Below are 24117 nucleotides of genomic sequence, written 5' to 3'. Positions count from 1 at the left end.
TTCCCTTAGAATCACCCTTCTATTAAAATGAAATTAAACGATGAAAGCGGTGGGTGATGACAATGGAAATTGGGATTATTGGAGCCGGCACTGTCGGTACGGTGTTGGCACAAACTTTTGCACAACAGGATCATCAAATTAAATTAAGTCGGCGGCAAGGACCGGCAAGCTTATCAGCTCGGCGTGAGGACTTTCCGGCTAACGTTCAATTTGTAACTGTCGCAGTCGCTTTACAGGCGCCGCTAGTCATCATTGCGGTGCCATTTGAACAAGCATCAGGGGTGTTATCACAAGTGGTGGATTATCAACAGCGCATTGTGGTTGACGTGACGAATCAATTTACCGCTGACTTTAAAAGGATTAAGACGGCACCGTTAACCGGCAGTGAAGTATTGGCAGCGGCCGCTAACAATGCCCGGATAATCAAGGCATTCAATACGTTACCGCCGGAATTTATGACGGGTCAGGTTGCAGGGGCTGGTCGTCGAGTGCTATTCTATGCCGGGGACGATGTTGCGGCCAAAAAAGAATTCGCTGCCTTAGTCCGACCATTGAATTTTCGACCAGTTAACTTAGGTAAACTCCGTCATGGCGGTAGTGTCATGCAGGTCGGTGGTGGTTTAGGTAATACACATTTTGTTCAGGTCGATGAATAGGGGAGGACGAGTAGTTGCAAGCATGGGTTATCACAACACCAGATGAGAAAAAATTATCTGATTTAAAGGTAGCAAGCGTCGCAAAACCAATGCCAGCACATGATGAGCTACAGGTTAAAGTGCACGCCGTTGGGTTAAATCCAGTCGATTATAAAGTCATCACCAGTGGTGGGGCTAATTGGCAGTATCCACATGTAATTGGAATTGATGTGGCTGGTGATGTTAGTGCGGTTGGTTCAGCCGTGACGGGTTTTGAAGTCGGTGACCGGGTCTTTTATCACGGTGATTTACGACGAAATGGTAGTTTAGCTGAGTATACGGTGACACTTAGTACAAGCGTGGCACATTTGCCGGCGGAATTAAGTTACGTGCAAGGCGCAGCCATTTTATGTGCCAATTTAACGGCCTATCAAGCGTTATATCGAAAAGTTAATTTAAAAACGGCACATAGTGTGTTGATTCATGCGGGGGGTGGCGCCGTGGGCTTGGCCGCATTACAGCTGGCAAAGCTGTTAGGGTTACAAACCATCACAACGGTTTCAGCGCGAAAACGAGCACTAGTTGACCAAGTCGGTGCTGATACGGTGATTGATTATCAGCAAATATCAGTTACGGCGGCTGTTTTACAAGCGACGCAGGGCCGAGGGGTGGATATCAGTCTGAACACGATTGGTGGTGCCGAACTCGCCGCCGATACTGAACGAATGGCTTATAATGGTCAGATTGTCGCCATTGGTGATGGCTATCCTGAACATATTGAGCTGGATAATCGGGCACTATCCCTAATTCGATCGAGCTTAGGTGGGGTTTACCGGTCAAAGGATGCTTTACAAATTCATGATTTAGCAGTGATGACCCATGATGTTGGTCAACTTGTTGTGGCCGGCAAGTTAGCGCCCATGATTGATACGGTACAGCCATTTTCAGAAGCTGCGACGGCATTACAACAATTGCAAGCTGGAAAAAATGTCGGTAAGTTGGTTATTAGTCTTGACTAGCCGGTGTCAAATGAGCGAAGTCTGCGGGTTAACATGCAGCAAGTTCGGTCAGTGTGGTATGCTTAATGTATCTTAAGATTAAAGGAAGTTCAGCATGGAAATCGATAATGATCCAGCGTATCAAAAAATGATCAACGGAGAATTGTACCTAGAATCACCACTGTTGTTAGCCCGACGAAACTTTGTCCGGACACAAATTATGACCTATAATCAGCTGGCCGATAATGACCAACGCAATGACGGCATGCGCAAACTTTTACGTTCAGTTGGAGACCGTTTTTTTGTCGAACCAACATTTGAATTTAGTTATGGTGTCAACATTACGATTGGTAACCATTTTTATGCGAACCACGGTGTGACGATTTGTGACGAAGGGGTCGTTAAGATTGGGAATGATTGTAAGTTTGGGCCGAAAGTCGGGTTGTATACCCCAGTTCATCCGTTAGATCCAACGGTACGTCGGACCGAAGCTGAGCGAACGGCGCCGATTACCATTGGTAACGATGTGTGGATTGGTGGTAGTGCCATGGTCTTGCCAGGTGTGACGTTAGGCAATAACGTGGTTGTTGGCGCAGGGGCAGTGGTTACGCATTCATTTCCAGATAACGTGGTTGTCGTGGGAAACCCTGCTCGTATTTTAAAAGAAAATAAACCAGCGGCTAAGTAAGCTTACAAAATGGGAGGGTTACCATGTCAGAAATGAGTCCTAAAGAATTTAAACATATTTTGGTGGGCGTCGATGATTCGGATGATGCCCAATTAGCCTTTCGCTATGCGATTAATCGCGCCAAAACGGATGGTGCGAAGTTAACGATTGTTTCGATTTTGGAACAAGATAATATGAACGTTTATGAAGCGATGAGTAAAGATTTTATTCATGGTCAGCGGGCAGACCTGGAGCACCATGTGTTACAGTACGAGAAGTTGGCACGCCAATTTGGAGTGGTCGATGTTAACACAGTCGTTGATGAAGGTGATCCTGGCGAAACCATCGTCAAGGATATTATTCCAGCCCTTAAACCAGACTTGTTGGTGATTGGGTCCATCTCTAAACAAGGGGTGCGTAAATATTTCGGGTCGCAAGCCGCCTATATGGCGAAACATGCGCCGATTTCAGTACTAGTTGTCCGATAGTCAACTTTAAAACTAGGTTTAAAAGCGGGGAAGCCACTCAGGCGCCCCGTTTTTATGCTATTATTGAGAAATATAAAACTAACGGAAGAGGTCCGCATATGAAAAACATCACTTTATACCTGGTCGTCACCGGCACCACTTATTTTAATCAACTTGATCGTTTTCAAGGTTGGAGCGGGACGCCGTTAACTACCGCTGGGCAACAAACCAGTCAGACCGTTGGACAACATTTAAAAACGGTGAAATTTGATACCGCGTTTGCAAGTGATACGAGCCGTGGCGCTCAAACCGGTCAAGCTATTTTGGCTGCGCAGTCAGCTGCCCCTAAATTACAATTAAAAGCGGCGTTACGGTCGCCATTTTATGGTGGCTTTGAAGGGTTTGAACAATCTGCCGTGTGGTCTGGCTTTGCGACTAAGTTAGGTTATCCTAGTGTGGAAGCTTTTGAGGCTGACCAGACGCCAACTGAAATTCAAAATTTGATTCATGACCATGATGCGGATGGCTTAGCCGAAAACGGGATGGAATTCTGGCAACGTTATAAAGCCGGTTTGGATCAAGTGACTGCGGCTACGCCGAATCATGGGAGTGCGTTAGTGATTGTTGATAGTTTTGCTTTACGGACTTTCTTAGTTCAAACGACCGAAGTTCAGCCAACCGCGCAACGCTTGGCCAATAGTGCGGTGACAATCTTGTCACAGGTTGGGGATCAATTCACAATAGCTGCTAATTAGTTATCCCCAGTGGATAACTGCGGTGAGTCGAGTCACCTGTGGATAAGTAGTCAAGTTACAAGTAAACCATTAAATTTATCAAAATAGGAGTCTTTAAAGATGCAAGTATATGTTGTAACGAGTGTGGTTGCCGGTCAAACGACGGTCGCTCCAAAGGCGATGCAAGCCTTTATTACCGCTTTAAGTGAACAATTAGGGTCGAAGTACACTGTGACCTTAGACACCGATTATGGACAAACATTACAAGCTCAAACCCCAGCAGTCTATCTGGTTTATTTTGGGTCACAAGCCAATTTAACGGCGGAACAACGTAAAAAAATGATTATTTATTATGCGGATGACGATGTGGATAACTGTCAGACGGGACGTTTTGTGGATATGTTACAGCAACTTAATAAATAAGTTATCAACAGGTGGAGGTCAGCGTCTTGAACTTATTAGCCTTAGGTGGCATTGCCATTGTGTTAGTTATTTTAGAAGAATTCGTATTTTCAGCGAGTCGTTACTTTTGGGTTGGCGGGATTGCACCAGTGTTGTGGACCATCTTTTTAGCGTATGTTGTGATTGTGCACGCAGCGAACTTAACGGTGGTGGACTATGCGTTAGCGATTATTGCGGTGATTGTCCCATATGTGTGCTGGGGAAATGGCTTCCAGCGACGTGCTAACCGCCGGCAATCGTAAAAAGTTATCAACGGTTGGGTACACTTGTGCTGTGGATAACCCACAAGGTTTGTTTTGGGGCGTCAAAGTGAGCCGTAACCGATTAAGAAAGTAGGCGTTAGCAATGTGGCGAGCCGGTAATTTAATAAGTAGTTGGTTTTTAGGCGCCATTGCCGTCTTCATCATTATGGTGGGGACCGCACGTCAAGAAGTCAGTCGAATTGTGCTGGAATTTAATCCATTAGTGATTTATAGCATTATTTGTGCGTTAATCTTATTTCCAATTGTAAAGTATCGTTGGGCGAAGGTCTTTAAAGTGTGGCGGAAGACCCCTAAAGCGAGGCCAGAAACGCGGCCTGATGAGGACCAAATTATTCAAGATTCAGGGCGGCCCTGGTCAATCACCACTAAGCGGACGAAACCGAAGCCGGTACCGACTGCACTAACGCCGCAAGTTGAAGCTAAGAGCGACTTTATGGATGATTTCATTAATTTTTTTAAGAATATCTTGATGGCCTTAATCTTAGTGCCACTTAGTCCGATTGTTTGTGGCTATTTTTGGGTGAAAGACCGGCGTACCAACTGATAATAATTTTGTGAAGCGTTTAGGTTAATCCGGAACGTAAATCGCTACAAAATAAAAAATAATCGCTACCAGAATGAAGCGTTTCATCATTCTGGTAGCGATTATTTGGTATCAATCATCAAGGATACCGAAACGTGAGACCGAAATTTGATTCACGTTTTTTAAGGTTGGTAACTATTAATATATTGACGACGGTTCTGCCATGGCCAAGCTTTAACGACCCCAATCATCTTGTTCTTAGGGACGAGCCCCCAATAACGACTGTCACTAGAGACGCTGCGATGATCCCCCAAGACGAAATAATAGCCTTTGGGGACTTTGTTGGTTGTGACGCTCTTTTTCCAACCTTGATCATGACTCAGACTAGTTAAGGTCCAGCCGGTAACTTGGCTGTGCTTATTAGCCATAAAAGATCCCGTGGTTTGTTGATAGTTATTCTTTAAATAGGTTTGTTTGACCAACTTGTTATTCACATATAGCTTCCCAGTACTGGAATAACGAATGGTATCACCAGGCATCCCAATCACGCGCTTAACGTAAACGGTATTTTTAGTGGCGTCATCCCCGAGTCCGTAGGCATTGAAGACGACGACGGCACCGGCCTTAACTTGGCTGGTTTTAAAGGCAATCACCCGTTCATTGTTTTGCAGATTGGGTTGCATTGAGCTCCCGTCGACGCGAACCATTGTGAACCAAAATTGTCGAATCAGCAGTGCTAAGCCCAGCCCAATTAGAACTGGTAACACCCAACTCATAATATTCTTAACTGATTTCATAGTATTTGACTCCCTTAAGTGTGTGTATAAGTCCTATTATATACGAAGTGATGGTTTTTTTAGCATAAAAAAACTTAAAAGTTAATTGGGTTTGGTTTGCGATGAGCTGGAATAAAGTTGTAATCGCTGTTATTATCTGGTTAACTTTAAATAGCTAAGACTTTAATTAATGGAGGACAGTTAAAAATGAAATCACAAAAAGCACGGATGTTAGCCGGCGAGTTATATATTGCGCAAGATCCAGAACTTGGTCGAGAAAGCCGTCACGGTAAGCGGTTGGCTCGAATCTATAGTCAAACGACAGAAGCCGAAGGGGCCTACCGTCAAGAATTACTAACGGCCCTATTCAAAAAAATTGGTCCCAATGGCTATATTGAACCACCATTCCATACCGACTACGGGACCAATACTACAATTGGCAAGAATTTTTATGCTAATTACGATGCCATCTTTGTCGATTGTGGCCCGATTACGATTGGTGATAATGTCTTTATGGGACCACGGGTCGGGTTATACACTGCGGGGCATCCAATTGATCCAGTGATTCGGCGCGAACAATATGAATACGGGCGTGCAATTACGATTGGTGATGATGTTTGGATTGGCGGTAACGTAGTGATTAATCCGGGTGTCACCATTGGCAATAATGTGGTGATTGGGTCTGGCTCAATCGTGACCAAGTCGATTCCGGATAATGTGGTTGCGGTGGGCAATCCTTGCCGGGTCCTGCGCCCAATTACCGCCGGTGACCACACCGCTTGGCAACAACAAAAAGCAGCTTATTTAGCCGATCAAGATTAGGTAGGACCAGTCTGGGTAGAACTCAGACTTTTTTGTTAAAAAATTGATTATAAAAAAATGAAATTTTTATTACGACTAACTATGAGGCATAATACTGGTATAACAGCGATACCCACGTTTGGACAGTGGCTAACTAAACGTGGGGACTTGCACGGTGATAAAAAAAGTGATGTAATCAAACTAACGAGTAAGTTGTGGGTGTCAGTTTGTCGACAACTAAAATTTAGATAGGGTGGAATCAACATGAATGAAGCAGTCGAAGCCTTAAGCGCAATCGTTAAAATGAATACGGTTAATGGCAATGAAAAACAAGTTGCGGATTATTTAGCGCAGCTCTTAAATCAACATGGAATCGCAACAAAATTAATTGACTATAGTCCGAATCGGACGAGTTTAGTTGCAGAAATTGGCGACGGTCATGGTCCGGTGGTCGGTTTTGATGGTCACGAAGATACAGTTGCCTTGGGGGATGCCTCGAAGTGGGCCGGGAGTCCTTTGTCGGCGGTTGTTAAAGATAATAAATTGTTCGGCCGGGGCGTAACGGATATGAAAGCCGGTCTCATGGCAGGCGTCTTAACCATGATTAATTTAAAAGAAGCCAATGTGCCATTACATGGGACTTTGCGGCTAATGGCCACAGTGGGTGAAGAGAATGGTCATTTAGGCGCTGAACAATTAGTTGAACAAGGGTATGCGGATGACTTGCAGACGTTGATTGTGGGCGAACCGAGCGGTGCTGATAAACGGTTGTTAAGTCAAAAACCGATTCAAGCCATGCTTGGCGTTAATGCGGCGGCCGCAGCGAAAATGGCGGCGGCTAATCCGACCACGGAACAACATTTTATTGAATTAGCCCATAAAGGATCACTCACTTATACGGTGCATGCTAAAGGGGTAGCTGCCCATAGTTCAATGCCAACGATTGGTAAGAATGCGATTGAGATGTTAATGGCTTTCTATCAAGAACAACAGGCGTATTTTGATAGCTTCCAGACGGTGGTTAATCCGGTATTAGGGGCGACGATTCCAGTAGTGACCTTAATTAAAGGTGGCGAGCAGATCAATACGGTGCCCGCTAGTGCCGAGTTATCAATGAAAGTACGGACAATTCCAGAGTTGCGTAACGATAAGATTATTGCGAAGTTGGAACAAATTATTGCTGATTGTAATCAACACGGGGCGGCGTTAACCCTAGAGATTCAAAGTAGCTTCTATCCCGTGCACACGCCAGAAAATGCGACCTTAGTTCAGGTTGCTAAACAAATTGGTGAAGCGGTATTGACCCAAGCGTTACCTTACTTTGGTGCGCCCGGTGGTACGGATGCTTCATCATATATTGTTAAAAACCCGGCGATGGAAATCATCGTCTTTGGGCCTGGCAACATTACTGCGCATCAAGTGAATGAATACGTTGATTTAGATATGTATCAACGGTTCATTAAGTTATATGAACAATTAATCACGAAACTATTACAGTAATGAGAGGTAGAATCAGCGATGGCAGATAAAGAATTAAAACATGCACCCCATACCGAAGCCGAGTTTGAAGAAGAACTCGAAGCTGTTGAAGAAAAAGCCAACAATGAGCTACAGCTCTATGCATTATGGGGTGTCATAACGGTTGTCTTTAACGTGGTCTTGTTCTACGTGTTATATCATATATTTGGGATTGAATACCAAGTTGCAAACTTAATTGATTGGTTCTTGAGTGTGCTCTTTTCGTTTGTGGTTAACAAAATGTATGTGTTCCAGCATAAAACGGTTAGTTTAACTAAGGAAGTGGCGACCTTTTATGGGACTCGGGTGGCAACTTATTTCATTGAAGCCCTAATCTTGTGGATTGGGATTTCGTTGATGGGTGTCAACGGGACCATGACTAAAATCATCGGTCACGGGATTGCGTTAGTGGCAAATTATTTCTTGTCTAAATGGTTAGTCTTCAAGAAAGATTAATTCAAGCAGACGTAAAAGGCTAGGATCAGTGGCGATAAGCCATGGTCCTAGCTTTTTTTGTCGTGTAAGCGCATGAGCAAATCAATTGAAATAAAAAATGCTTATAGTTATCATAATATTATTCAGAAAGCATTAGCTTTCTAAAAAGAAAGGGTGATTAAGATGTTTGGTTGGTTATGGTCATTAATTGTTGGTGGTGTCATTGGGGCGTTAGCGGGTGCGATCACGAGTCGTGATGTTCCGGCAGGGATTATTGGGAATATTGTGGCTGGATTAGTCGGTGCTTGGATTGGCCAAGCATTGTTAGGGACCTGGGGGCCATCGTTAGCTGGGATGGCGTTAGTGCCATCAATCCTAGGGGCTGTTATCTTAGTCTTGATTGTTTCAGCGGTGTTCGGGATGCGTAAAAAGCGTTAGGGATGGTGACTGGCGATGAGTCGAATAACCAAAGCATTAGTGTTCTTAGTCGGATTGATTCTCTTACTCATGGCACTGTTTGAAATTAGTCACATCTATCCAATTCCAGTCATTACCGAGTGGTTTTCACTCATGACCCTCGATTATCCAGTGATATTTGGGCTAATTACGGTAATTGCTGCGGCAATTGTGGGGTTAGTCGGTGGTGGGATGGTGCTAGTTAGTATTTTTAGGGCAACCCGCCAAAATGGCATCACGTTTACCAATCAGGTGGGAAAATTACTCGTCCCACGGCGTGCCTTAGAACGAGATCTTCAGTATCAATTAGTTGAACAGTTAAATTTAATCGAACCCCAAGTCGTGATTAAGTTGCGCTCGCGTGGCAAGACCCGCGCACGGGTTATGGCAACGGTTAATGAAACAAAGCGGTTAGATCTAATAGCTCAGCAGGTTAGTGCGTTAACGGTGCGTTATTTAGAACAAGGCTTAGGATTAAAACAAGTTAAACCAATTGTTCAGTTGACCCCGACAACGCAACAAAAGAAATTGCGGGTTGTTTAGGAGGATAGGCGATGAATAATGGTAAATATGGCCTTTTAATTGGCTTAGTGCTAGGCATTGTATGGGTGTTTAGCAGTTTTATGGCCATGCTCTTAGTAGCTGTGCTAGGACTATTCGGCTGGAGCATTGGTCGGTTTATACACCTTGATTTGGCGGCGCTTGGTAAGAAAATCGAACTATTACTGTCAAGATAATGGGGAGGATGACCAGATGGATAATGTGGCTGAAATAAAAACTAAATTGACCTTTGATGACGCGGTGATTAAGAAAATAGCTGGTATGGCTTCACGTAATATCGATGGCGTTTTATCATTAGAAGGTGGTATGTTAAGCAATCTGACGAATCGTTTTCGTAACGAGGCTGACCCGACCCAAGGGGTTGACGCGCAGGTTGGAGAAAAGCAGGTCGCTTTAGATATGACGGTAACCATTGAATATGGTAAGGATATGCGACAGATTTTTGATCAGATTTGTAAACGGGTTCAACAAGATATTGAACATTACACTGGTCTAAAAGTCATCAAGATTGACGTGCACGTTAATGATGTCATGAGTAAATCAGATTGGCAAGCCCAGACTGCAGGTAAGCCCAATGCCAAGCCAGATGCGAATATGGACCATGTTGAATAGGCGATTGAACGAATTAATGAGGAGGAAGCCACATGGAAACTAAGCAACCAGTATCGATTAAGACTGATCAAAAGATTGTCTTTGAAAGCAATGTATTAGAAAAAATAGCTGGCAAGACTGCCGCTGAGGTTGATGGCGTTTTGAGTCTGAAAGGAAATGTTATTGAAGATTTATCGAATCGCTTAACTGATGGTGAACATCCGAAAACCGGAGTTTCGGTTGACTTGGATGATGATCAGCATACCGTTGATATTGAACTCTCAGCCTTGTTGGCTTATGGCAAGGATGCAACCGAAATATTAGCTAAAGTAGCGACTAAAATTGCGGCGGCCATTAAGATGATGACTGGTTATCAGGTAAAAAACATCAAATTAATCGTCAAAGATATGCTGACACCGGAAGAATGGCAGCAGCGGCATGAGAATGATGCGCCAGCTAAAACTAGTCAGTCCTAGGTGAAAAGGAAGTCTTAGCAATATGATGTGGTCCAACTTAAAAAAGTGCTGACTGAGCCTGATTTTTAGGTCTTAGTCAGCACTTTAATTTTTACTAATCAGTTATTCTTGATGACCGAACCGGTTGAGATAGGTTTCAAAAGTCTCGTGGTCAGTGGTTACCCCTGCTTCTTTTTCTTCATACCAATTAATCTTGTCATTTAGAATCTGTAGGTGATGTTGGACTTCATTAAACTGAACTAGAAAGTCATTTTTTACTTTTTGCAGTAATGCGCGTCGTTGCGGAATCGTCGCATCGCCCTGTGCCCGCCAAATCACGTATTGTTTTAGTTCACTAATGCTCATACCGGTTCCCTTTAGATGCAGTAAAAATTTGACCCAGTTAATATCCGCTGGCTCATAATAACGACGCCCGTTGGCTAAACGGTGGGGTTCAATGAGCCCCTCATTTTCATAATACCGTAAGGTCGGTGCCGTTAAGCCGACTTGCTTAGCAAAATCACCAATTGAATAGTGTTCTAGTAGTTCAGTTGCCATAATTTAGCCTACTTTCTTCAAGTTACTTTAAGAATGATATTACCACGAAAAATTAATTTAACAAGTTTAAGATTTGTTGTTGACTTAAAGTACACTTTAAGTTCTATACTAATGACATTGTTAAAGTTAAGCAACTATTTAGGAGGAAAATAAAAATGACAACAACAGATAAGAGCGGTGTATTTGGATTAGGTGAAAAGAACGACGCCTATCAACAATATTTTATTGGTCAAAGTTATTTACAAGGGTTAGCAGCCGCGGATGATAACGTGGATGTGATGGTTGCGAATGTGACTTTTGAACCAGGGTGTCGAAATGACTGGCATATTCATCATGATGGGTTCCAGATTTTGCTGGTGACTAGTGGCGAAGGCTGGTATCAAGAAGCTGGTAAGCCAGCTCAACTATTACATGCTGGTGATGCCGTTACCATTCATGAAGGTGTTAAGCATTGGCATGGTGCCACCAAAGACAGCTGGTTTGCCCATGTTGCAATCACAAAAGGGACTAGCGAATGGTTAGAAAAAGTTGACGATGCGACATATAACCAATTAGGTTAAGGAGGAAATAACGATGGCAAAAAAACAAACAGCTGGTCGCGATAACTTAGGGGATTTTGCACCTAAATTCGCTGCGTTAAATGATGATGTTTTATTTGGTGAAGTTTGGTCTCGGGAATCCGAATTAAGTTTACACGATCGGAGTATGATTACGATTGCGAGTCTAATGACTAGTGGGAGTTTTCCACAATTAAAAGCCCATTTACAGATGGGTAAGCAAAATGGTTTGACGAAGGATGAAGTCGTTGAAGAAATCACCCATTTGGCTTTTTATGCCGGTTGGGCTAAAGCTTGGTCAGCGATGGGATTAGCACAAGAAGTTTTTGGTGAAGAATAAGGAGGTCATCTAATGGCAATTAAGGATAAAGTAGTCGTAATTACAGGTGCGTCGTCTGGTATTGGTGAAGCAACTGCTAAGTTATTAGCGCAACATGGGGCTAAAGTTGTCTTGGGCGCGCGGCGTGAAGCGCGGTTGCAAGCCATTGTTCAAGCGATTGAAGCCGCGGGAGGTCAAGCTGCATATCAGGTAACGGATGTGACTGATAAAGCGGCAGTTCAAGCGCTAGTTGACTTAGCGCAAACTAAGTTCGGCGGTCTTGATGTGATTTTTAATAATGCTGGTATTATGCCTTCATCCCCAATCAGTGCGTTGCACACGGATGAATGGGATGCCATGATTGACATTAATATTAAAGGTGTGTTGAATGGGGTGGCAGCCGTAATGCCAATTTTCACGGCCCAAAAACATGGTCAAATTATTACGACTTCATCAGTTGCAGGGATTAAAAACTTTGCGGGCGCTGGGGTCTACGGGGCTACTAAGTATGCCGTACGCAACTTAATGGAAGTTATTCGCATGGAAAGTGCGCAAGAAGGCACCAATATTCGAACGGCAACCTTGTATCCAGCAGCGATTAATACGGAATTATTGGACACGATTACGGATGCCGAAACGAAGCAAGGGATGACGGCCTTTTACCAACAGGTTGGGATTAGTCCACAAGCCATTGCCAACGTGGTCAACTTTGCGGTTGATCAACCTGCTGAAGTGAATGTCAGTGAATTTACGATTTATCCAACGAAACAAGCCTAATTAATAGCTAAAACCGAGTCTGGAAATTTTCCAGGCTCGGTTTTTTGTCGATTTATTTTAAATGTAAGCCACGTTTTAGATTGCCCCAAAAACCAAGTTCATCTGTCTGGAGCATTAAGCCACCGTAGACCTTACCGATATACCACATACTGCCAACCACCGTTAACAGTAGCAGGATTAAGGACAGACTAGCGGCTGGTAACGTGGCCGTCGCATTAATGAGACGCAACGGCATGAGGTAGGATGAGAAAAAGGGGACGTATGAAAAGATGGTGACAAACGGATTGGTCGGATTATTTTGAAAGGCCATCGCTGTGAAAAAAGTGAGTAGATTTAGGTAAATCACTGGTTGCGAGGCTTTACCGGCATCTTCAACGCGGGTCACTAAAGCGCCACAAAAAGCTGAAACCACGGTATATAATAGGACGGCAGCAAGTGCAAAAATCAGGTTGATGGAAAGCAGATTATGCAGGACTTTCGTGATGATTGGTGCGTATTGGGCCCACCAAGTGGCAAGCAGGGGACTATGGGGAACGAGTTGTAGGATGACGACCCCGCCAAGGAGATAGACCAGTAGTTGGGTCAAAATCATCAATAAAACACCATAGACTTTGCCATTAAAATAGCGCCGCGGCGTGGTACTTGAAAAAATGACTTCCATAATTTTAGTGCCCTTTTCAGCAGCAATTTCTTGCGCCGTAATCGAGGAGTAGGTAGTCAAAATTAAGTAAACAAAGAAGACTAAAAGATAAAATGAAATTGTTTTGGCGGTCTTGTCTGCGGCCGTCTTTTTTTGTAGGCGCTGTTTCAATTGTGGTTGCAGTGCTAAAGCGCGAACTTGTTGGATCGTTAAGTGCGCCTGTTGTTGATTTAAATGGGCTTGTTGCCTGCTTAACCAGCGTTGCAGTTGTGCTTGATTGGTACTGGCTAAAGCACTTGGACCGTGAAAAGTGGCAACTAATTGGTGTTGTGCAGTCTGCTTTAATACGAGATAGCCGCTGATGTCATTTTTATAAGTCGCAGTTTTGGCGGCTTTAATGGTGGCGTAATTTGACGTCGTCGTGACTTGATTGGTTTTTAAAAGGGACTTGCGAAGTGTTGAATTTGAACTGATGACGGCGATTTCGTTACTACCACGGTTAGGCGCCGAAACGTAGGTAATCCCAAGGGTTAAGCCCATAAATAAGAAAGGCATCAAAATTAACATTAAAAAACTCCACGATTTGGTCTGGCGGAGAAAAGTTTCACTGGTGACAATCCAAGTTTTATTCATGAGCGACCTCGCCTGCTTCTGTTCGGAAAATTTCATCTAGGGTTGGCGGCTGCTGGCTGAATTCTGGGATATAATGGCCGGCAGTCAGTGTGTCAAAAATAGCCGGGCCAGCGTCAGCGGTTGCTAATTGTAGCCGGTAACGCCCGGGTGTTAAGGCGGTGACGGTATCAACTCCAGCTAGCGTTGCTAATCGGGGTGCGGACCAATCCGTTGTGACAAATAGCCGGGTCCGACCGAATTGATTGCGAATGGCATCAACCGTGCCTTTTAAAACGATGTGCCCGTTACGCAACATGACCAAGGTGTCGCAGATTTCTTCGACGTTGGTCATGTCATGGCTGGAGAAGATAATGGTGGCGCCGTTTTTTTTAGCTGCAATGATGGCTTGTTTTAATAAGTCAGCATTAACTGGATCTAAGCCACTAAAGGGTTCATCGAGAATAATTAACTGGGGCTCATGAATCAAGGTACTGATTAATTGGACTTTTTGTTGATTACCCTTGGACAGCCGACTAATTTTATCAGTCGGCTGTCCTTTAACGGCGAACCGGGTCATCCAGGGTGCAATGCGGGCTTGGGTCACTTTAGCAGGTTGACTTTTTAAGCGTGCTAAATAAACCAGTTGCTGAGTAATTGTTAGCTTGGGCATCAGGCTCCGTTCTTCTGGTAAATAACCAATATGATCATAGTCACTGGTATTTAATGGCCGACCGTTCCAAGTAATCTGACCGTCAAATTTGAGAAAGTTTAAGATACTATGAAAAGTAGTCGATTTACCAGCACCATTTTGTCCAATTAAGCCCATGATTTCCCCGTCATGGACCGTAAACGAAACGTCGGTTAAGGCCTTAACGGTACCGAACTGCTTACTAATATGTGCGACCGATAGCATTGCTGCTGCCCCCAATAAGTTAGAATACGTTAATCATGGCATAGTTTTTAATGGGTTGCAATTAGAATCAAGACTGTCTTTTTTCTAAAGCTAACAAGGCGTGTTTCATGGGTAAGCCACCACGGTAACCACCGAGTTGGCCATCTTGGCGAATGACCCGGTGACAAGGAATGAGAATCAGCAATGGGTTACGGCCAACCGCTGAGGCAATGGCACGGACGGCGGTTGGACGATTTAAGTCGTGTGCAAGTTGGGTGTAGCTCCAAGTTTGACCATAAGGAATAGTACGAAGGGTTTGCCAGACTTGCTGTTGAAAAGGGGTGCCGTGGCTAAAATCTAAGGGGCAATTAAAGGTGGTCAGTTTACCAGTTAAGTAAGCAGTTAGGACCCGAATCGCTGCTTGATTGGCGGTTGGCACGACTTGTGCTGTGGCAGCTGGCAAGAAATCCTGCCATTCATTGTCAGGCCCGTCGGCTCGACCAATGAAGGCGACGCCGATGGGGGTACTGCCGATTAAGTAATGGTGTGACATAATGGTTGCTACGGTTAAGGTCAATTGCATGGTAATACCTCCTGGATTTGATTTAGTAGCGTCAGTATAGCAGAAGTCACTCGAAAAAGGGTTCATTAGCTGGCTTTTTAATCGGTCTAACGTGATTATTTAGGCTGATAACCGGTATAATTAAGGCCTAAGGGCGCTGATAAAAATGTTATGGTTAAAAAAGTTTTTCAGCAAGCCCCCCGCCAATTTCGGTTGCAAGCAAAAACAGGTCCGCAACCGAAGTTGTGAACCTGTTACTTTAATGATTAAATTAAATTTTGGTTTAGTAGTAACCGTTAGATAACCAGAAAGTCTTAGCAGCACTCCATGAACCATAACGTGAGCTAACGTAAGCATTAGCAACAGATTCTTGGTTAGAAGCAGATAAGTCACCATTCAATAATGACTTGCTTAATTGATACTTACCATAGTAGTTACCGTTAGAAGCGGTGTATGAACCACCAGATTCTTTGTTGGCAATCCATGCTTTAGCAGCTGATTCAGAAGTTGATGCAGTTGACGTTGTGGTGCTAACGTTAGTCGTTGAAGCAGAAGTTGCTGTCGCCGTGGTGCTAGTTGTCGTGCTTTGACTAGCAGCTGAGCTAGCAGTAGTTCTTAAAGTCGTTGAAGCTTGGCTAGCACTGCTTTGAGCCGCACTTGAAGTTGACACTGAACTGGCGCTAGTGGCCGTTGAAGATGAGGCTGAGCTGGCACTAGTTGCGCTACTTTGACTAGCTTGGCTTGAACTAGCACTACTGCTAGTACTTGAAACAACCGTAGCTTGGCTTGAGCTAGTTGAAGTGCTTTGACTAGCCGCACTAGTGGCTGTTGAAGTTGATACTGAACTAGCACTAGTTGCGCTACTTTGGCTAGCTGAGCTAGCAGTGCTAGTACTTTGACTAGCAGCAGCACTGGTTGCGGGAACCGTGGCGTGCACTGTCGTTGCCGTGCCGTTGACTTCTAATTTATCACCAATAAAAATTAAATTAACATTCTTTAAATCGTTAGCTTTTTTAATCGCTGCGATGGTCGTTTTGTGTGAAGCAGCAATGGCGCTGACCGTGTCACCAGATTTAACTGTGACAGTATCGGCGTTAGCGATGGTCGTTCCAATGGCAAACAAACCAGTGGCAGCAACGGATGATAATAATAGACTTTTGATTTTCATTAAATTAATTCACTCCTGTATTTGGTTGATTGGATAACTAATCATTCTCGATAGATAACTGAGCTTTGTGAAGCGCTCGTTAATTAACAACAGTGCCTAGTATAGCCGGTGAGTGTTGCAGCATAATAAATGGCAAGTTACAGTTTGGCCGGTTTTTGTAATAAAGGCCGCTAATTGTAACGTATTGTAATATCTTAACAATTTCGTCAAACTTTGATAACATTTTCGTCTAGAATGATTATCAACTGCTGGTTAAAAGGCTTAACTTAGTTAATAACCAGTTATGAAAGCTAGAAAAAGGTTAAATCAGTTCGTTAGCGCCTTAAAAACGAGCGAAGTTTGCTATAATCGACAACGCTAACGATTATGTTTCAATGAGGGAGCGAGCATATGTATTATTTTGTGAATACCAGTATTAATCCTAAAAAATCCGGCATTGAACATGCTGAAATGAAGCGGCTAGCGCTATTTAATCAACACCAGGTTCCGGCTCAACTGGTCACGCGATTTTTTGCCTTAAATTTACATCAGACGTTAAAAAACGCTGGCATTGCGGAAAAAAACCAAGTCAATTTGTTTGATTTTATCCAAAAGTCAACGACGTTTAAACCAGTTAAATTAACGATTGATGACTTACATCTGGCCGCTACCTTGCGGGTCCAACCAGATGGACACCATTATCAAGTCTATCAACAGAACCAACTATTAATGCGCATCCATACTTTTGCTCCAGATTATCAACAAGTTAATAATGTGCAATTTTTTGATGTCAATGGAAAGTTAGTGAAAACTGATTGGTATGACACGCGGGGCTTTAAGGGGCTAGAACAGTTCTATACTTTTGATGGTCAAGTGGCGAGTGAACAAGTTTTTGATCCGGCTGGAAAGGTGGTTTACCAGACATTCCATTTACCCAACCGGCAAAATGAAACGCAGAATTCGTTGTATCGCTTCATTAACTATCATGGTCAAGATTGGTCTTTCACCGGTGAGCAAGCGATGACCCGTTTCTTTTTAGATGAACTTAATCGTCAAAACCCTAAGTCTGTTTTTATTATTGATCGAACGTATGAGCTGGCCTATTCGGCTTTGCGGATGCGGACTAAAGCATTTAAAGTCATGCACTTACACAGCAATCATTTGAATGATCCAGCCCATCCCAAGACAGCGACCTTGAATTATAACTATGCCTATGCCTTGAATAATTTGCCGGCTTGGAATGGCGTGATTGCAGCGACCCCACAGCAAACCCATGATTTTACGGTTCGATATGGCACTCAGCCGCCAGTCTATACGATTCCAGTTGGGATTGTGTCACCGACAACTTTAGCCGCACCCAAGCCAAAGTGGGCCAGTCGGATTCCTGGTAAAGTTATTTTTGTGGCGCGGTTATCCGAAGAAAAACAACAGCGCCATGTTATTGAAGCATTTAAAAAAGTGCATGCTGCGCTACCCGAAGCAACCCTTGATTTTTGGGGCTATGCCAACGGCGATACCGGGAAGCAACTCCGGCAATTGGTAGCGAAGTTAAAGCTGACAGCGGTCGTTAAGTTTAATGATTACACGACGAATTTAGCGGCGGTGTACGATCAAGCACAATTGGCGATGTTAACCTCACGGGCAGAGGGGTTCGCCTTAGCTTTATTGGAAGGGCAATCCCACGGTTTACCGCAGATTGCGTATGACGTGAAGTATGGTCCCCGCGATATTATTCGTGATGGGTATGATGGTCAGTTAGTGCCGGTTAATGATATCGAGGCTTTGGGGACGGCGATGATTAAGCTCTTGCAGGATCCCGCTAAAATGCAGGCATTTAGTCGGCAGGCGTATGTCGATGCTAAGCGTTATAGTCCGGATGTGGTTTGGCAACAATGGCAACCACTGATGCAAGCAGCGCAGGCTTTTTATCAACCGAATCAGGAGGCGTCAAAATGATCTTTTTTGTCAATCAATATTTGATGGCGTTAAATTCGGGGGTTGAACATGCCGAATTTAAACGATTGCAATTATTCAAACAACATCAGATGCCAGCTAAATTAGTGACCCGCCAATTTGATGGGTTATTACATCAAAATATGCGGCGCTTTAAGCTTGCTGATGACCAAATGGTTAACTTATTTGATTTCTTTCGACAAACGGTCACTTATCCAGCTCAAGTGCTTAAGCTGGAAGATTTAGATTTCCCGCGGGATTATAATGTCCAACCGAGTCCGAATGTTAGTCAGGTCGTTGATGGTGACCGCTTAGTTGCAAAAGTTCATTTTGTACCGGGCACGGTTGGTCATGTTTATTTTGTCGAGCTCTTTGATACTTTTGGTAATTTGGCGCAGCGGACCGATTATGATGAACGGGGATTTAAAGCGCGGGACACCTTCTTTGCGCCGAATCAAGAACCCGTGACGGATATTTTTTATCGGCCTGATCAAAGCCGCTTTGCGGAACAATATTATGCGCATAATGCGGCTGGCGTGAATGAGGTTTCGATGTGTAAGCTGATTGACTATCAAGGTCAAGATTATTATTTTAATGGTGAGCAGGCCTGGTATCGGTTCTTTTTGGATGAACTTAACCGACAAAATGGGACCAATAATAGTTTTATTGCCGATCGACCACTAGCAGCCCAATGGCCGGTGATTAATATGGAAACCCCGGCGCGTAAGTATTTATGGCTACCGACGCCCCATACTGTTGATCCTAAAGATCAAGTTTTTGCCAACTTAAATAACGCCTATGTTTACGGGATTCATGAGCATTTGACGGCGTTAGATGGCTTGATTACAAGTACTGCACAGCAACAGGCAGACTTAACGCGGTGGTTAGGCGGACAACCTAGTCGGCCGATTTATACGATTTCGGCAGCGGTGGTTCCCGAAGAACAGGCGACCCGTCCAGCCATTATGATGGCCGAACGCCAAGCCCATCAGCTGGTTTATACGGGACGATTAGACCCAGAACGTCAAGTTGATCAGTTAATAACGGCGTTTGCTCGGGTTCATCAAGTGCTGGCGGATGCGACCTTGGTTATTCATGGTTACGGCAGTGCCTTGGAAGACTTGAAAGCGCAAGTCAAACAACAACAGCTGGACCAGGCCGTGACTTTTGCGGGTTATCAGCCGGACCTAACGGCGGTGTATGATCAGGCGGGGGCTGCTGTGTACACGGGGGCTAGTGATGCGCAACCGTTATCAATAGTTGAGGCATTGAGCCATGGATTGCCGGTGGTTGCCTATGATATTAACTATGGTCCGCGAGATGTTATCAAAGCGGGTAAAAATGGTTATTTAGTTAAAGACGGCGATGTTGCGCAATTAGCGTCAGCACTTATAAAAACTTTGGAGAACCCCAAGCGTCAACAACGCTTGAGTAAGGGCGCTTACCATAGTAGCCGGCAGTATAGTGATGCAATGGTTTGGGGGCAGTGGCAAGCTTTACTCAAATAAGGCAATGTTTTAGTCAGCTCAAAAGTGAGTTTGTTTCGCAAAAATCGAAAACGGCAGTCATTCTAAATTTGAGAATGACTGCCGTTTTCAGGTTAAGACCACTGCTGCAAGCAAGTCGTAATGACTGACTGGGCGGGCTTTAATTGGGGCCGGATGGCAGCCGGGGTTAAGAGATAGAACTGTCGCTGATAGTTCTGGCTTAACGGGCGTAAAGGGACGTTAGCTGCGAGTACTCGTTGCGAAATAATGGATTGGCCGATACCTTGCGCAAGCAAATCAGCGATTAACTGGTTACTATGAATAATCATTGTTTGAGCTGGTTGGATATTCTGCGCTTTTAAAAAGGCGTTCGTGTAATGGCGGACACCAGAATTAGGCTCACGTAGTAGCCATAGCGGACTGCTAAAGTTACCCGCATGGACGAGTTTATCTTGACCAAAGGCCAGTCGATTGAGTTGATCGGTGACCAGTGGTTTTTCAACGAGGCCAAAATCCAATTGATGTTGGGACATTTGCGTTAGAATTTCAGCTGAGTTGGCTAAGGTGACTTCAAAATCAAATTGGGCACTTAGTGGTGCTAGCGCTTGGAGTAAGGTAGGGACAACTAAGCTGGCCGTGGTATGAGAAGCCCCAATCCGAGCCGTGATTTTGGTTAGTGTCCCGGTGGCTTGAATGGCAGTTTTAGTAGCTGACCAAGTCTCCAATAATTTTTGGGCTTGGCGATAAAGTAAGTTCCCACTAGCGGTTGGACTGATTTCTTGGCGACCGTTGCGCGTGAATAGAATGGTGTCTAGTTCAGTTTCCAACTGTTTGATTTGTATTGAGACGGTGGGTTGTGAAATAAACAATTGGGCAGCTGCTTGAGAAAAATTCCGGGTTTCAAAAACGGTTTTGAAGGTCTGCAGTTGTTTTAACATTGTCAGGCTCCTTATTATTGATAATCTTAATAGTAACTATCATAATAATTTATTTCTCAAATGTAAATCAATTCCGTATACTTAGACTTATTAAAAGAGACAGGGGTTGAAAGGATTGAGAATTAAAGCTATTTTGCCGGGACTGGTGACCAGTTTAGGAATTGCCATTATTAGTCAGTTATTGGCACAAGTCGTACCAGCATTAGGGGCAGCAACGATTGCGATTTTATTAGGCATTGTTGGTGGGAATACCTTTTTACGGCAGCCACAATTAGCGGCCGGGACTAAGTTTTCAGAAAGCAAGTTATTGGAATATTCAGTGATGCTGTTGGGCGCAACAATGACCGTGCAAACCATTGGGCAAGTTGGCGGTTGGGGTGTCGGCTTCATTGTGTTACAAATGACGATTACGATTATCGGGGCGTTATGGTTGGGCCAAAAATTAGGGTTTAATCAATCCATTCGGCTGTTGATGGCCGGTGGGAACGCCGTTTGTGGGTCATCAGCGATTGCGTCAATTGCCCCAGTCATTGAGGCGGATGATGAGGCAAAAGGGACTGTAATCACGTTAGTTAACTTGATGGGAACGGTCCTGATGTTGACGTTGCCATGGTTGGGACTGAGTGTTTTTGGTAGCCAAGTGATTCTAAAAGGGGCGCTTATCGGTGGGACTTTACAATCGGTAGGACAAGTCGTGGCTTCAGCTAGTATGATTAATCAAGCGACGGTCCAATTCGCAACGATTTTTAAAATTATGCGGATTATGATGCTGGTTGTGGTCGTCTTGATTTTTGGCCGGCTACATCAACGTTCGTTAGCCAAGACTGTTGCGACGGATGCAGTGGTGAGTGGGAATGGTAATGGACATTGGCTGCCATGGTATGTTGCTGGTTTCTTGATTCTGTGTGGCATTAACAGTTTGATAACGTTACCCACTGTTATTGCAGTAACGGCGCATACGATTAGTAGTTGGTTTGAAATCATTGCGCTAGCTGCGATTGGCTTACGCTTGAACTTGATGAATTTCTTGAAGGCGGGTAAGCGATTAGCACTTTATGGACTCGGGGTTGGCACACTACAGGTTGTAAGTGCCTTGATTTTAATTACTTTATTATTGCGACACTAGGGCTTATTCTTAGATGAAATCGACAAATACAACAAATAAAAAAAGCCGCCCTGTTCAACTTTGGAAGGTTGCAGGACGACAATAAGTTAGTTTTTGTAAATAGGCTACCGCCTTTGAAGCGGCTGGCATCGGACTAGTGTTATAGCACTAGTCTTTTTTATTTGGTGTTAGTCAGGGTAAATGAGTGCCAGTTGGTCGGCAAGTTAAACGTATACTGTTTGCTGGCTAATGGCTGTTTTGATTTACCAAGTTCAAATAAATGACGTGTCCAGGTATTACGATACTGCCAACGAGTCGTGGCAATTTGAACATGCGGCGTGGCCCCAGTTGTTAACGTGGTCGTCGCATTAGTGGTGGTTGTTTGAACTTGGCTAGGTTTCAACGTGGTCCGATAAACTAGGATGCGTTCGGACCCATGACCGAGTTGCCGAATACCAATTGCTTGGTGTCTTGAACGGAGTGGTTTTAAAGTAACCGTCTGAGTTGTTTTGACTTTAACCATGCCCCAGTGGTAATTATCATTTAAGATTAAGGCAATCAAACTACCAGCAATAATCAGAAAGCTCAGCGTAATCCCAATTGTACGACTTAAACTATTGGATTTAAAAATCATCAAGCCGGAAAAGATAAAGACAAACAAAATTAAGCCAATGATAATCATGCCGCTTGATCCTCCTTTTTAACTGATACGGAATGATGGCCGGACTTTAAGAAGAAGGTGAGGCCAAAGCCAAAGGCACAAAAAATTAATGAAACAACGAAAGCCATATGATAGCCGGATAAGGTGGCAGTAACGGCCGCTGATTTGTATTTTAAAGGTGCCGTTGAGAGTAGGTGTTGGCTTGGCATCTGCCACTTGGCTACACTTGAATAGACACTAATTAAAACGGCGGTCCCCATCGAAGCAGCGACTTGTCGTAACGTATTGTTGGCAGCTGTTCCATGGGCAATTAAGTTAAATGGTAAGGAGTTAATCCCAGTCGTAGTGACGGGCATCGTGACCATCGTCAAGCCAAACATCCGGATGGCGTAGACCACAATAATCCAGAGAATGGGCGTCGTTGCACTAATCGATAAGAAAAAGGCAGTCCCGATTGTTAACAGTAACATCCCGGTCATTGCAAGGCGACGAGCACCAATGTGATCAAAAATCCGACCAGTGATGGGACTCATAATACCCATCATAATGGCGCCTGGCAGCAAAATCAGTCCAGAATCCATTGGCGAACGGCCTAAAACGGTTTGAATATACAATGGTAAAATCATTTCAACCCCCATCATTGCCATGTAAGACAAGGCCGTTAAAACGGCAGAAAGGGTAAAGGCGGGAATCTTGAACACGCGCAGTTCCAATAATGGCTGATCCATATGTAATTGGCGCCAAACAAATAAAATGATAAAAATAATACCGATAACCAAGGTTGCTAAGACGACTGGGTCTCCCCAGCCACTTTCGCCAACTGAAGAAAAGCCATATAGCATACTCCCAAAACCGATGGTAGAAATCAAAACGGACCACCAATCAATGGGCTGCTTAGATGTCGGTAAAACTTTGCGTAAAGTAAACAACGAAATAATAATGACGGCTATGTTGATGGGCATGATAAACAAAAACAAGGCGCGCCAAGAATGGTTATCAATAATCCAGCCGGATAAGGTGGGGCCGATGGCGGGCGCTAGCCCAATAACAATTCCAGCAGTCCCCATGGCAGCCCCGCGTTTTTCGGGCGGGTAGACGGATGACATAATTGTTTGGAAAACGGGGGCTGAAATCCCGACGCCCATCGCTTGAATCATGCGGGCGACGAGTAACATCTGAAAGTTAACCGAAAAATAAGCGAGCAATGTACCTAAACCAAAGATAATCATGGCTGCTAAGTAGAGAATTTTCGAATTAATTCGAGTTAACATCCAGGCACTGACGGGAATCATGATTCCCATAATTAACATGAAACCAGTGGTTAACCATTGAACGGCGTTGGCTGAAATATGAAAATAATTCATTAAAGTTGGAAAGGCCGTTGTAAGTAAGGTTTGGGTAATAAAAGTACTAAAGGTGCCGACGAGCAAAGTTAATACGAGCCAAGTACGGTGATAGGGGCGACCGTTGGCATCTAACGGCAAGTCTGAATTGGCGGTTGACATGGGTTAAAAACAGTCCTTTCAAAATAATATATTTAATAACACACATAACTAACAAGTATAGC

General features: G+C 44.1%; 31 protein-coding genes. 22 read left to right on the top strand and 9 right to left on the bottom strand.

Going from position 1 to position 24117, the window contains the following annotated elements; genetic code table 11:
• Positions 1 to 62: 62 nt before the first annotated feature.
• The 8 genes from C5Z25_RS04680 (at position 63) to C5Z25_RS04645 (ending at position 4770) form a co-directional block, all read left to right on the top strand.
• Complete coding sequence (locus C5Z25_RS04680) at positions 63 to 656, top strand: NADPH-dependent F420 reductase (RefSeq protein ID WP_105451566.1); 594 nt, start codon at positions 63 to 65, stop codon at positions 654 to 656.
• A gap of 14 nt (positions 657 to 670) precedes the next feature.
• Complete coding sequence (locus C5Z25_RS04675) at positions 671 to 1654, top strand: zinc-binding dehydrogenase (protein ID WP_105451565.1); 984 nt, start codon at positions 671 to 673, stop codon at positions 1652 to 1654.
• 94 nt (positions 1655 to 1748) lie between these two features.
• Entirely contained in the window at positions 1749 to 2321 is a 573-nt protein-coding gene (locus C5Z25_RS04670; protein WP_105449076.1) for a sugar O-acetyltransferase, read from the top strand.
• A gap of 23 nt (positions 2322 to 2344) precedes the next feature.
• Positions 2345 to 2788, top strand: coding sequence for a universal stress protein (locus tag C5Z25_RS04665; protein ID WP_105451564.1), 444 nt, complete (start codon positions 2345 to 2347; stop codon positions 2786 to 2788).
• Between the two features lie 98 nt (positions 2789 to 2886).
• A complete protein-coding gene (locus tag C5Z25_RS04660) occupies positions 2887 to 3522 on the top strand; it encodes a histidine phosphatase family protein (RefSeq protein WP_105451563.1) in 636 nt (211 codons plus the stop codon).
• A gap of 99 nt (positions 3523 to 3621) precedes the next feature.
• Positions 3622 to 3924 carry a hypothetical protein gene (locus C5Z25_RS04655; protein WP_105451562.1) on the top strand — a complete coding sequence of 101 codons (303 nt, stop codon included), beginning with the start codon at positions 3622 to 3624 and terminating at the stop codon, positions 3922 to 3924.
• A 26-nt stretch (positions 3925 to 3950) separates the two neighbouring features.
• Positions 3951 to 4205 (top strand): hypothetical protein, encoded by a 255-nt coding sequence (locus C5Z25_RS04650; RefSeq protein WP_105451561.1) that lies wholly within the window; start codon positions 3951 to 3953, stop codon positions 4203 to 4205.
• 103 nt (positions 4206 to 4308) lie between these two features.
• Positions 4309 to 4770 (top strand): hypothetical protein, encoded by a 462-nt coding sequence (locus C5Z25_RS04645; protein ID WP_105451560.1) that lies wholly within the window; start codon positions 4309 to 4311, stop codon positions 4768 to 4770.
• A 161-nt stretch (positions 4771 to 4931) separates the two neighbouring features.
• Here C5Z25_RS04645 and lepB read toward each other — a convergent pair whose 3' ends face one another.
• Positions 4932 to 5546: a signal peptidase I gene (lepB, locus tag C5Z25_RS04640; RefSeq protein ID WP_105451559.1), complete on the bottom strand. Its 615-nt coding sequence runs from the start codon at positions 5544 to 5546 to the stop codon at positions 4932 to 4934.
• A 186-nt stretch (positions 5547 to 5732) separates the two neighbouring features.
• Between lepB and C5Z25_RS04635 the strand changes: the two genes are divergently transcribed.
• The 8 genes from C5Z25_RS04635 (at position 5733) to C5Z25_RS04600 (ending at position 10363) form a co-directional block, all read left to right on the top strand.
• Positions 5733 to 6347, top strand: coding sequence for a sugar O-acetyltransferase (locus C5Z25_RS04635; RefSeq protein ID WP_105451558.1), 615 nt, complete (start codon positions 5733 to 5735; stop codon positions 6345 to 6347).
• Positions 6348 to 6590: 243 nt separating this feature from the next.
• Positions 6591 to 7826: an ArgE/DapE family deacylase gene (locus C5Z25_RS04630; protein WP_105451557.1), complete on the top strand. Its 1236-nt coding sequence runs from the start codon at positions 6591 to 6593 to the stop codon at positions 7824 to 7826.
• Between the two features lie 18 nt (positions 7827 to 7844).
• Positions 7845 to 8300 (top strand): GtrA family protein, encoded by a 456-nt coding sequence (locus tag C5Z25_RS04625; protein ID WP_105451556.1) that lies wholly within the window; start codon positions 7845 to 7847, stop codon positions 8298 to 8300.
• A gap of 162 nt (positions 8301 to 8462) precedes the next feature.
• Positions 8463 to 8717, top strand: coding sequence for a GlsB/YeaQ/YmgE family stress response membrane protein (locus C5Z25_RS04620; protein WP_105451555.1), 255 nt, complete (start codon positions 8463 to 8465; stop codon positions 8715 to 8717).
• A gap of 15 nt (positions 8718 to 8732) precedes the next feature.
• Complete coding sequence (amaP, locus tag C5Z25_RS04615) at positions 8733 to 9278, top strand: alkaline shock response membrane anchor protein AmaP (RefSeq protein ID WP_105451554.1); 546 nt, start codon at positions 8733 to 8735, stop codon at positions 9276 to 9278.
• 11 nt (positions 9279 to 9289) lie between these two features.
• The gene (locus C5Z25_RS04610) at positions 9290 to 9472 is read left to right on the top strand and encodes a hypothetical protein (protein ID WP_105451553.1); all 183 of its coding nucleotides are present in this window, start codon (positions 9290 to 9292) and stop codon (positions 9470 to 9472) included.
• Positions 9473 to 9488: 16 nt separating this feature from the next.
• Positions 9489 to 9908, top strand: coding sequence for an Asp23/Gls24 family envelope stress response protein (locus C5Z25_RS04605; RefSeq protein WP_105451552.1), 420 nt, complete (start codon positions 9489 to 9491; stop codon positions 9906 to 9908).
• 32 nt (positions 9909 to 9940) lie between these two features.
• Entirely contained in the window at positions 9941 to 10363 is a 423-nt protein-coding gene (locus C5Z25_RS04600; protein ID WP_105451551.1) for an Asp23/Gls24 family envelope stress response protein, read from the top strand.
• Between the two features lie 102 nt (positions 10364 to 10465).
• Here C5Z25_RS04600 and C5Z25_RS04595 read toward each other — a convergent pair whose 3' ends face one another.
• Complete coding sequence (locus C5Z25_RS04595; RefSeq protein ID WP_105451550.1) at positions 10466 to 10900, bottom strand: MerR family transcriptional regulator; 435 nt, start codon at positions 10898 to 10900, stop codon at positions 10466 to 10468.
• A 155-nt stretch (positions 10901 to 11055) separates the two neighbouring features.
• On the opposite strand from C5Z25_RS04595, the gene C5Z25_RS04590 reads away from it, so the two are divergent.
• The 3 genes from C5Z25_RS04590 to C5Z25_RS04580 are packed head-to-tail and all read left to right on the top strand — an operon-like array spanning position 11056 to position 12553.
• Entirely contained in the window at positions 11056 to 11460 is a 405-nt protein-coding gene (locus tag C5Z25_RS04590; protein WP_105451549.1) for a cupin domain-containing protein, read from the top strand.
• Positions 11461 to 11473: 13 nt separating this feature from the next.
• Positions 11474 to 11797, top strand: coding sequence for a carboxymuconolactone decarboxylase family protein (locus tag C5Z25_RS04585; RefSeq protein WP_105451548.1), 324 nt, complete (start codon positions 11474 to 11476; stop codon positions 11795 to 11797).
• Positions 11798 to 11809: 12 nt separating this feature from the next.
• Positions 11810 to 12553: an SDR family oxidoreductase gene (locus C5Z25_RS04580; RefSeq protein ID WP_105451547.1), complete on the top strand. Its 744-nt coding sequence runs from the start codon at positions 11810 to 11812 to the stop codon at positions 12551 to 12553.
• Positions 12554 to 12605: 52 nt separating this feature from the next.
• Here C5Z25_RS04580 and C5Z25_RS04575 read toward each other — a convergent pair whose 3' ends face one another.
• The 4 genes from C5Z25_RS04575 to apf form a co-directional block, all read right to left on the bottom strand.
• Entirely contained in the window at positions 12606 to 13826 is a 1221-nt protein-coding gene (locus tag C5Z25_RS04575) for an ABC transporter permease (protein WP_105451546.1), read from the bottom strand.
• On the bottom strand, positions 13819 to 14718 hold the full coding sequence (locus tag C5Z25_RS04570; RefSeq protein ID WP_105451545.1) for an ABC transporter ATP-binding protein: 900 nt from the start codon (positions 14716 to 14718) through the stop codon (positions 13819 to 13821). Before C5Z25_RS04570 ends, C5Z25_RS04575 begins: the two co-directional genes overlap by 8 nt.
• Positions 14719 to 14785: 67 nt before the next feature.
• On the bottom strand, positions 14786 to 15280 hold the full coding sequence (locus C5Z25_RS04565) for a methylated-DNA--[protein]-cysteine S-methyltransferase (RefSeq protein ID WP_105451544.1): 495 nt from the start codon (positions 15278 to 15280) through the stop codon (positions 14786 to 14788).
• A 262-nt stretch (positions 15281 to 15542) separates the two neighbouring features.
• Positions 15543 to 16427: an aggregation-promoting factor gene (gene apf / locus C5Z25_RS04560; protein WP_105451543.1), complete on the bottom strand. Its 885-nt coding sequence runs from the start codon at positions 16425 to 16427 to the stop codon at positions 15543 to 15545.
• Positions 16428 to 16817: 390 nt separating this feature from the next.
• Here apf and C5Z25_RS04555 point away from each other — a divergent pair, with 390 nt between their 5' ends.
• On the top strand, positions 16818 to 18362 hold the full coding sequence (locus C5Z25_RS04555) for a glycosyltransferase family 4 protein (protein ID WP_105451542.1): 1545 nt from the start codon (positions 16818 to 16820) through the stop codon (positions 18360 to 18362).
• The gene (gene asp1 / locus C5Z25_RS04550) at positions 18359 to 19867 is read left to right on the top strand and encodes an accessory Sec system glycosyltransferase Asp1 (protein WP_105451541.1); all 1509 of its coding nucleotides are present in this window, start codon (positions 18359 to 18361) and stop codon (positions 19865 to 19867) included. The genes C5Z25_RS04555 and asp1 overlap by 4 nt, the downstream gene beginning before the upstream one ends.
• Before the next feature lie 92 nt (positions 19868 to 19959).
• On the opposite strand, the gene C5Z25_RS04545 is transcribed toward asp1, so the two are convergent.
• A complete protein-coding gene (locus C5Z25_RS04545) occupies positions 19960 to 20784 on the bottom strand; it encodes a LysR family transcriptional regulator (protein ID WP_105451540.1) in 825 nt (274 codons plus the stop codon).
• A gap of 115 nt (positions 20785 to 20899) precedes the next feature.
• Here C5Z25_RS04545 and C5Z25_RS04540 point away from each other — a divergent pair, with 115 nt between their 5' ends.
• Positions 20900 to 21910 (top strand): YeiH family protein, encoded by a 1011-nt coding sequence (locus C5Z25_RS04540; RefSeq protein WP_105451539.1) that lies wholly within the window; start codon positions 20900 to 20902, stop codon positions 21908 to 21910.
• Positions 21911 to 22067: 157 nt separating this feature from the next.
• Here C5Z25_RS04540 and C5Z25_RS04535 read toward each other — a convergent pair whose 3' ends face one another.
• Both C5Z25_RS04535 and C5Z25_RS04530 read right to left on the bottom strand, forming a co-directional pair.
• Positions 22068 to 22571, bottom strand: a complete 504-nt coding sequence (locus C5Z25_RS04535) for a DUF4811 domain-containing protein (RefSeq protein ID WP_105451538.1) — start codon at positions 22569 to 22571, stop codon at positions 22068 to 22070.
• Complete coding sequence (locus tag C5Z25_RS04530) at positions 22568 to 24055, bottom strand: MDR family MFS transporter (RefSeq protein WP_105451537.1); 1488 nt, start codon at positions 24053 to 24055, stop codon at positions 22568 to 22570. The genes C5Z25_RS04535 and C5Z25_RS04530 overlap by 4 nt, the downstream gene beginning before the upstream one ends.
• Positions 24056 to 24117 lie beyond the last annotated feature (62 nt).

Source organism: Lactobacillus sp. CBA3605 (assembly GCF_002970915.1).
Lineage (GTDB): Bacteria > Bacillota > Bacilli > Lactobacillales > Lactobacillaceae > Lactiplantibacillus.
The sequence above is the reverse complement of the archived record's forward strand: the minus strand, read 5'-3'. Positions and strand labels throughout refer to the sequence as shown.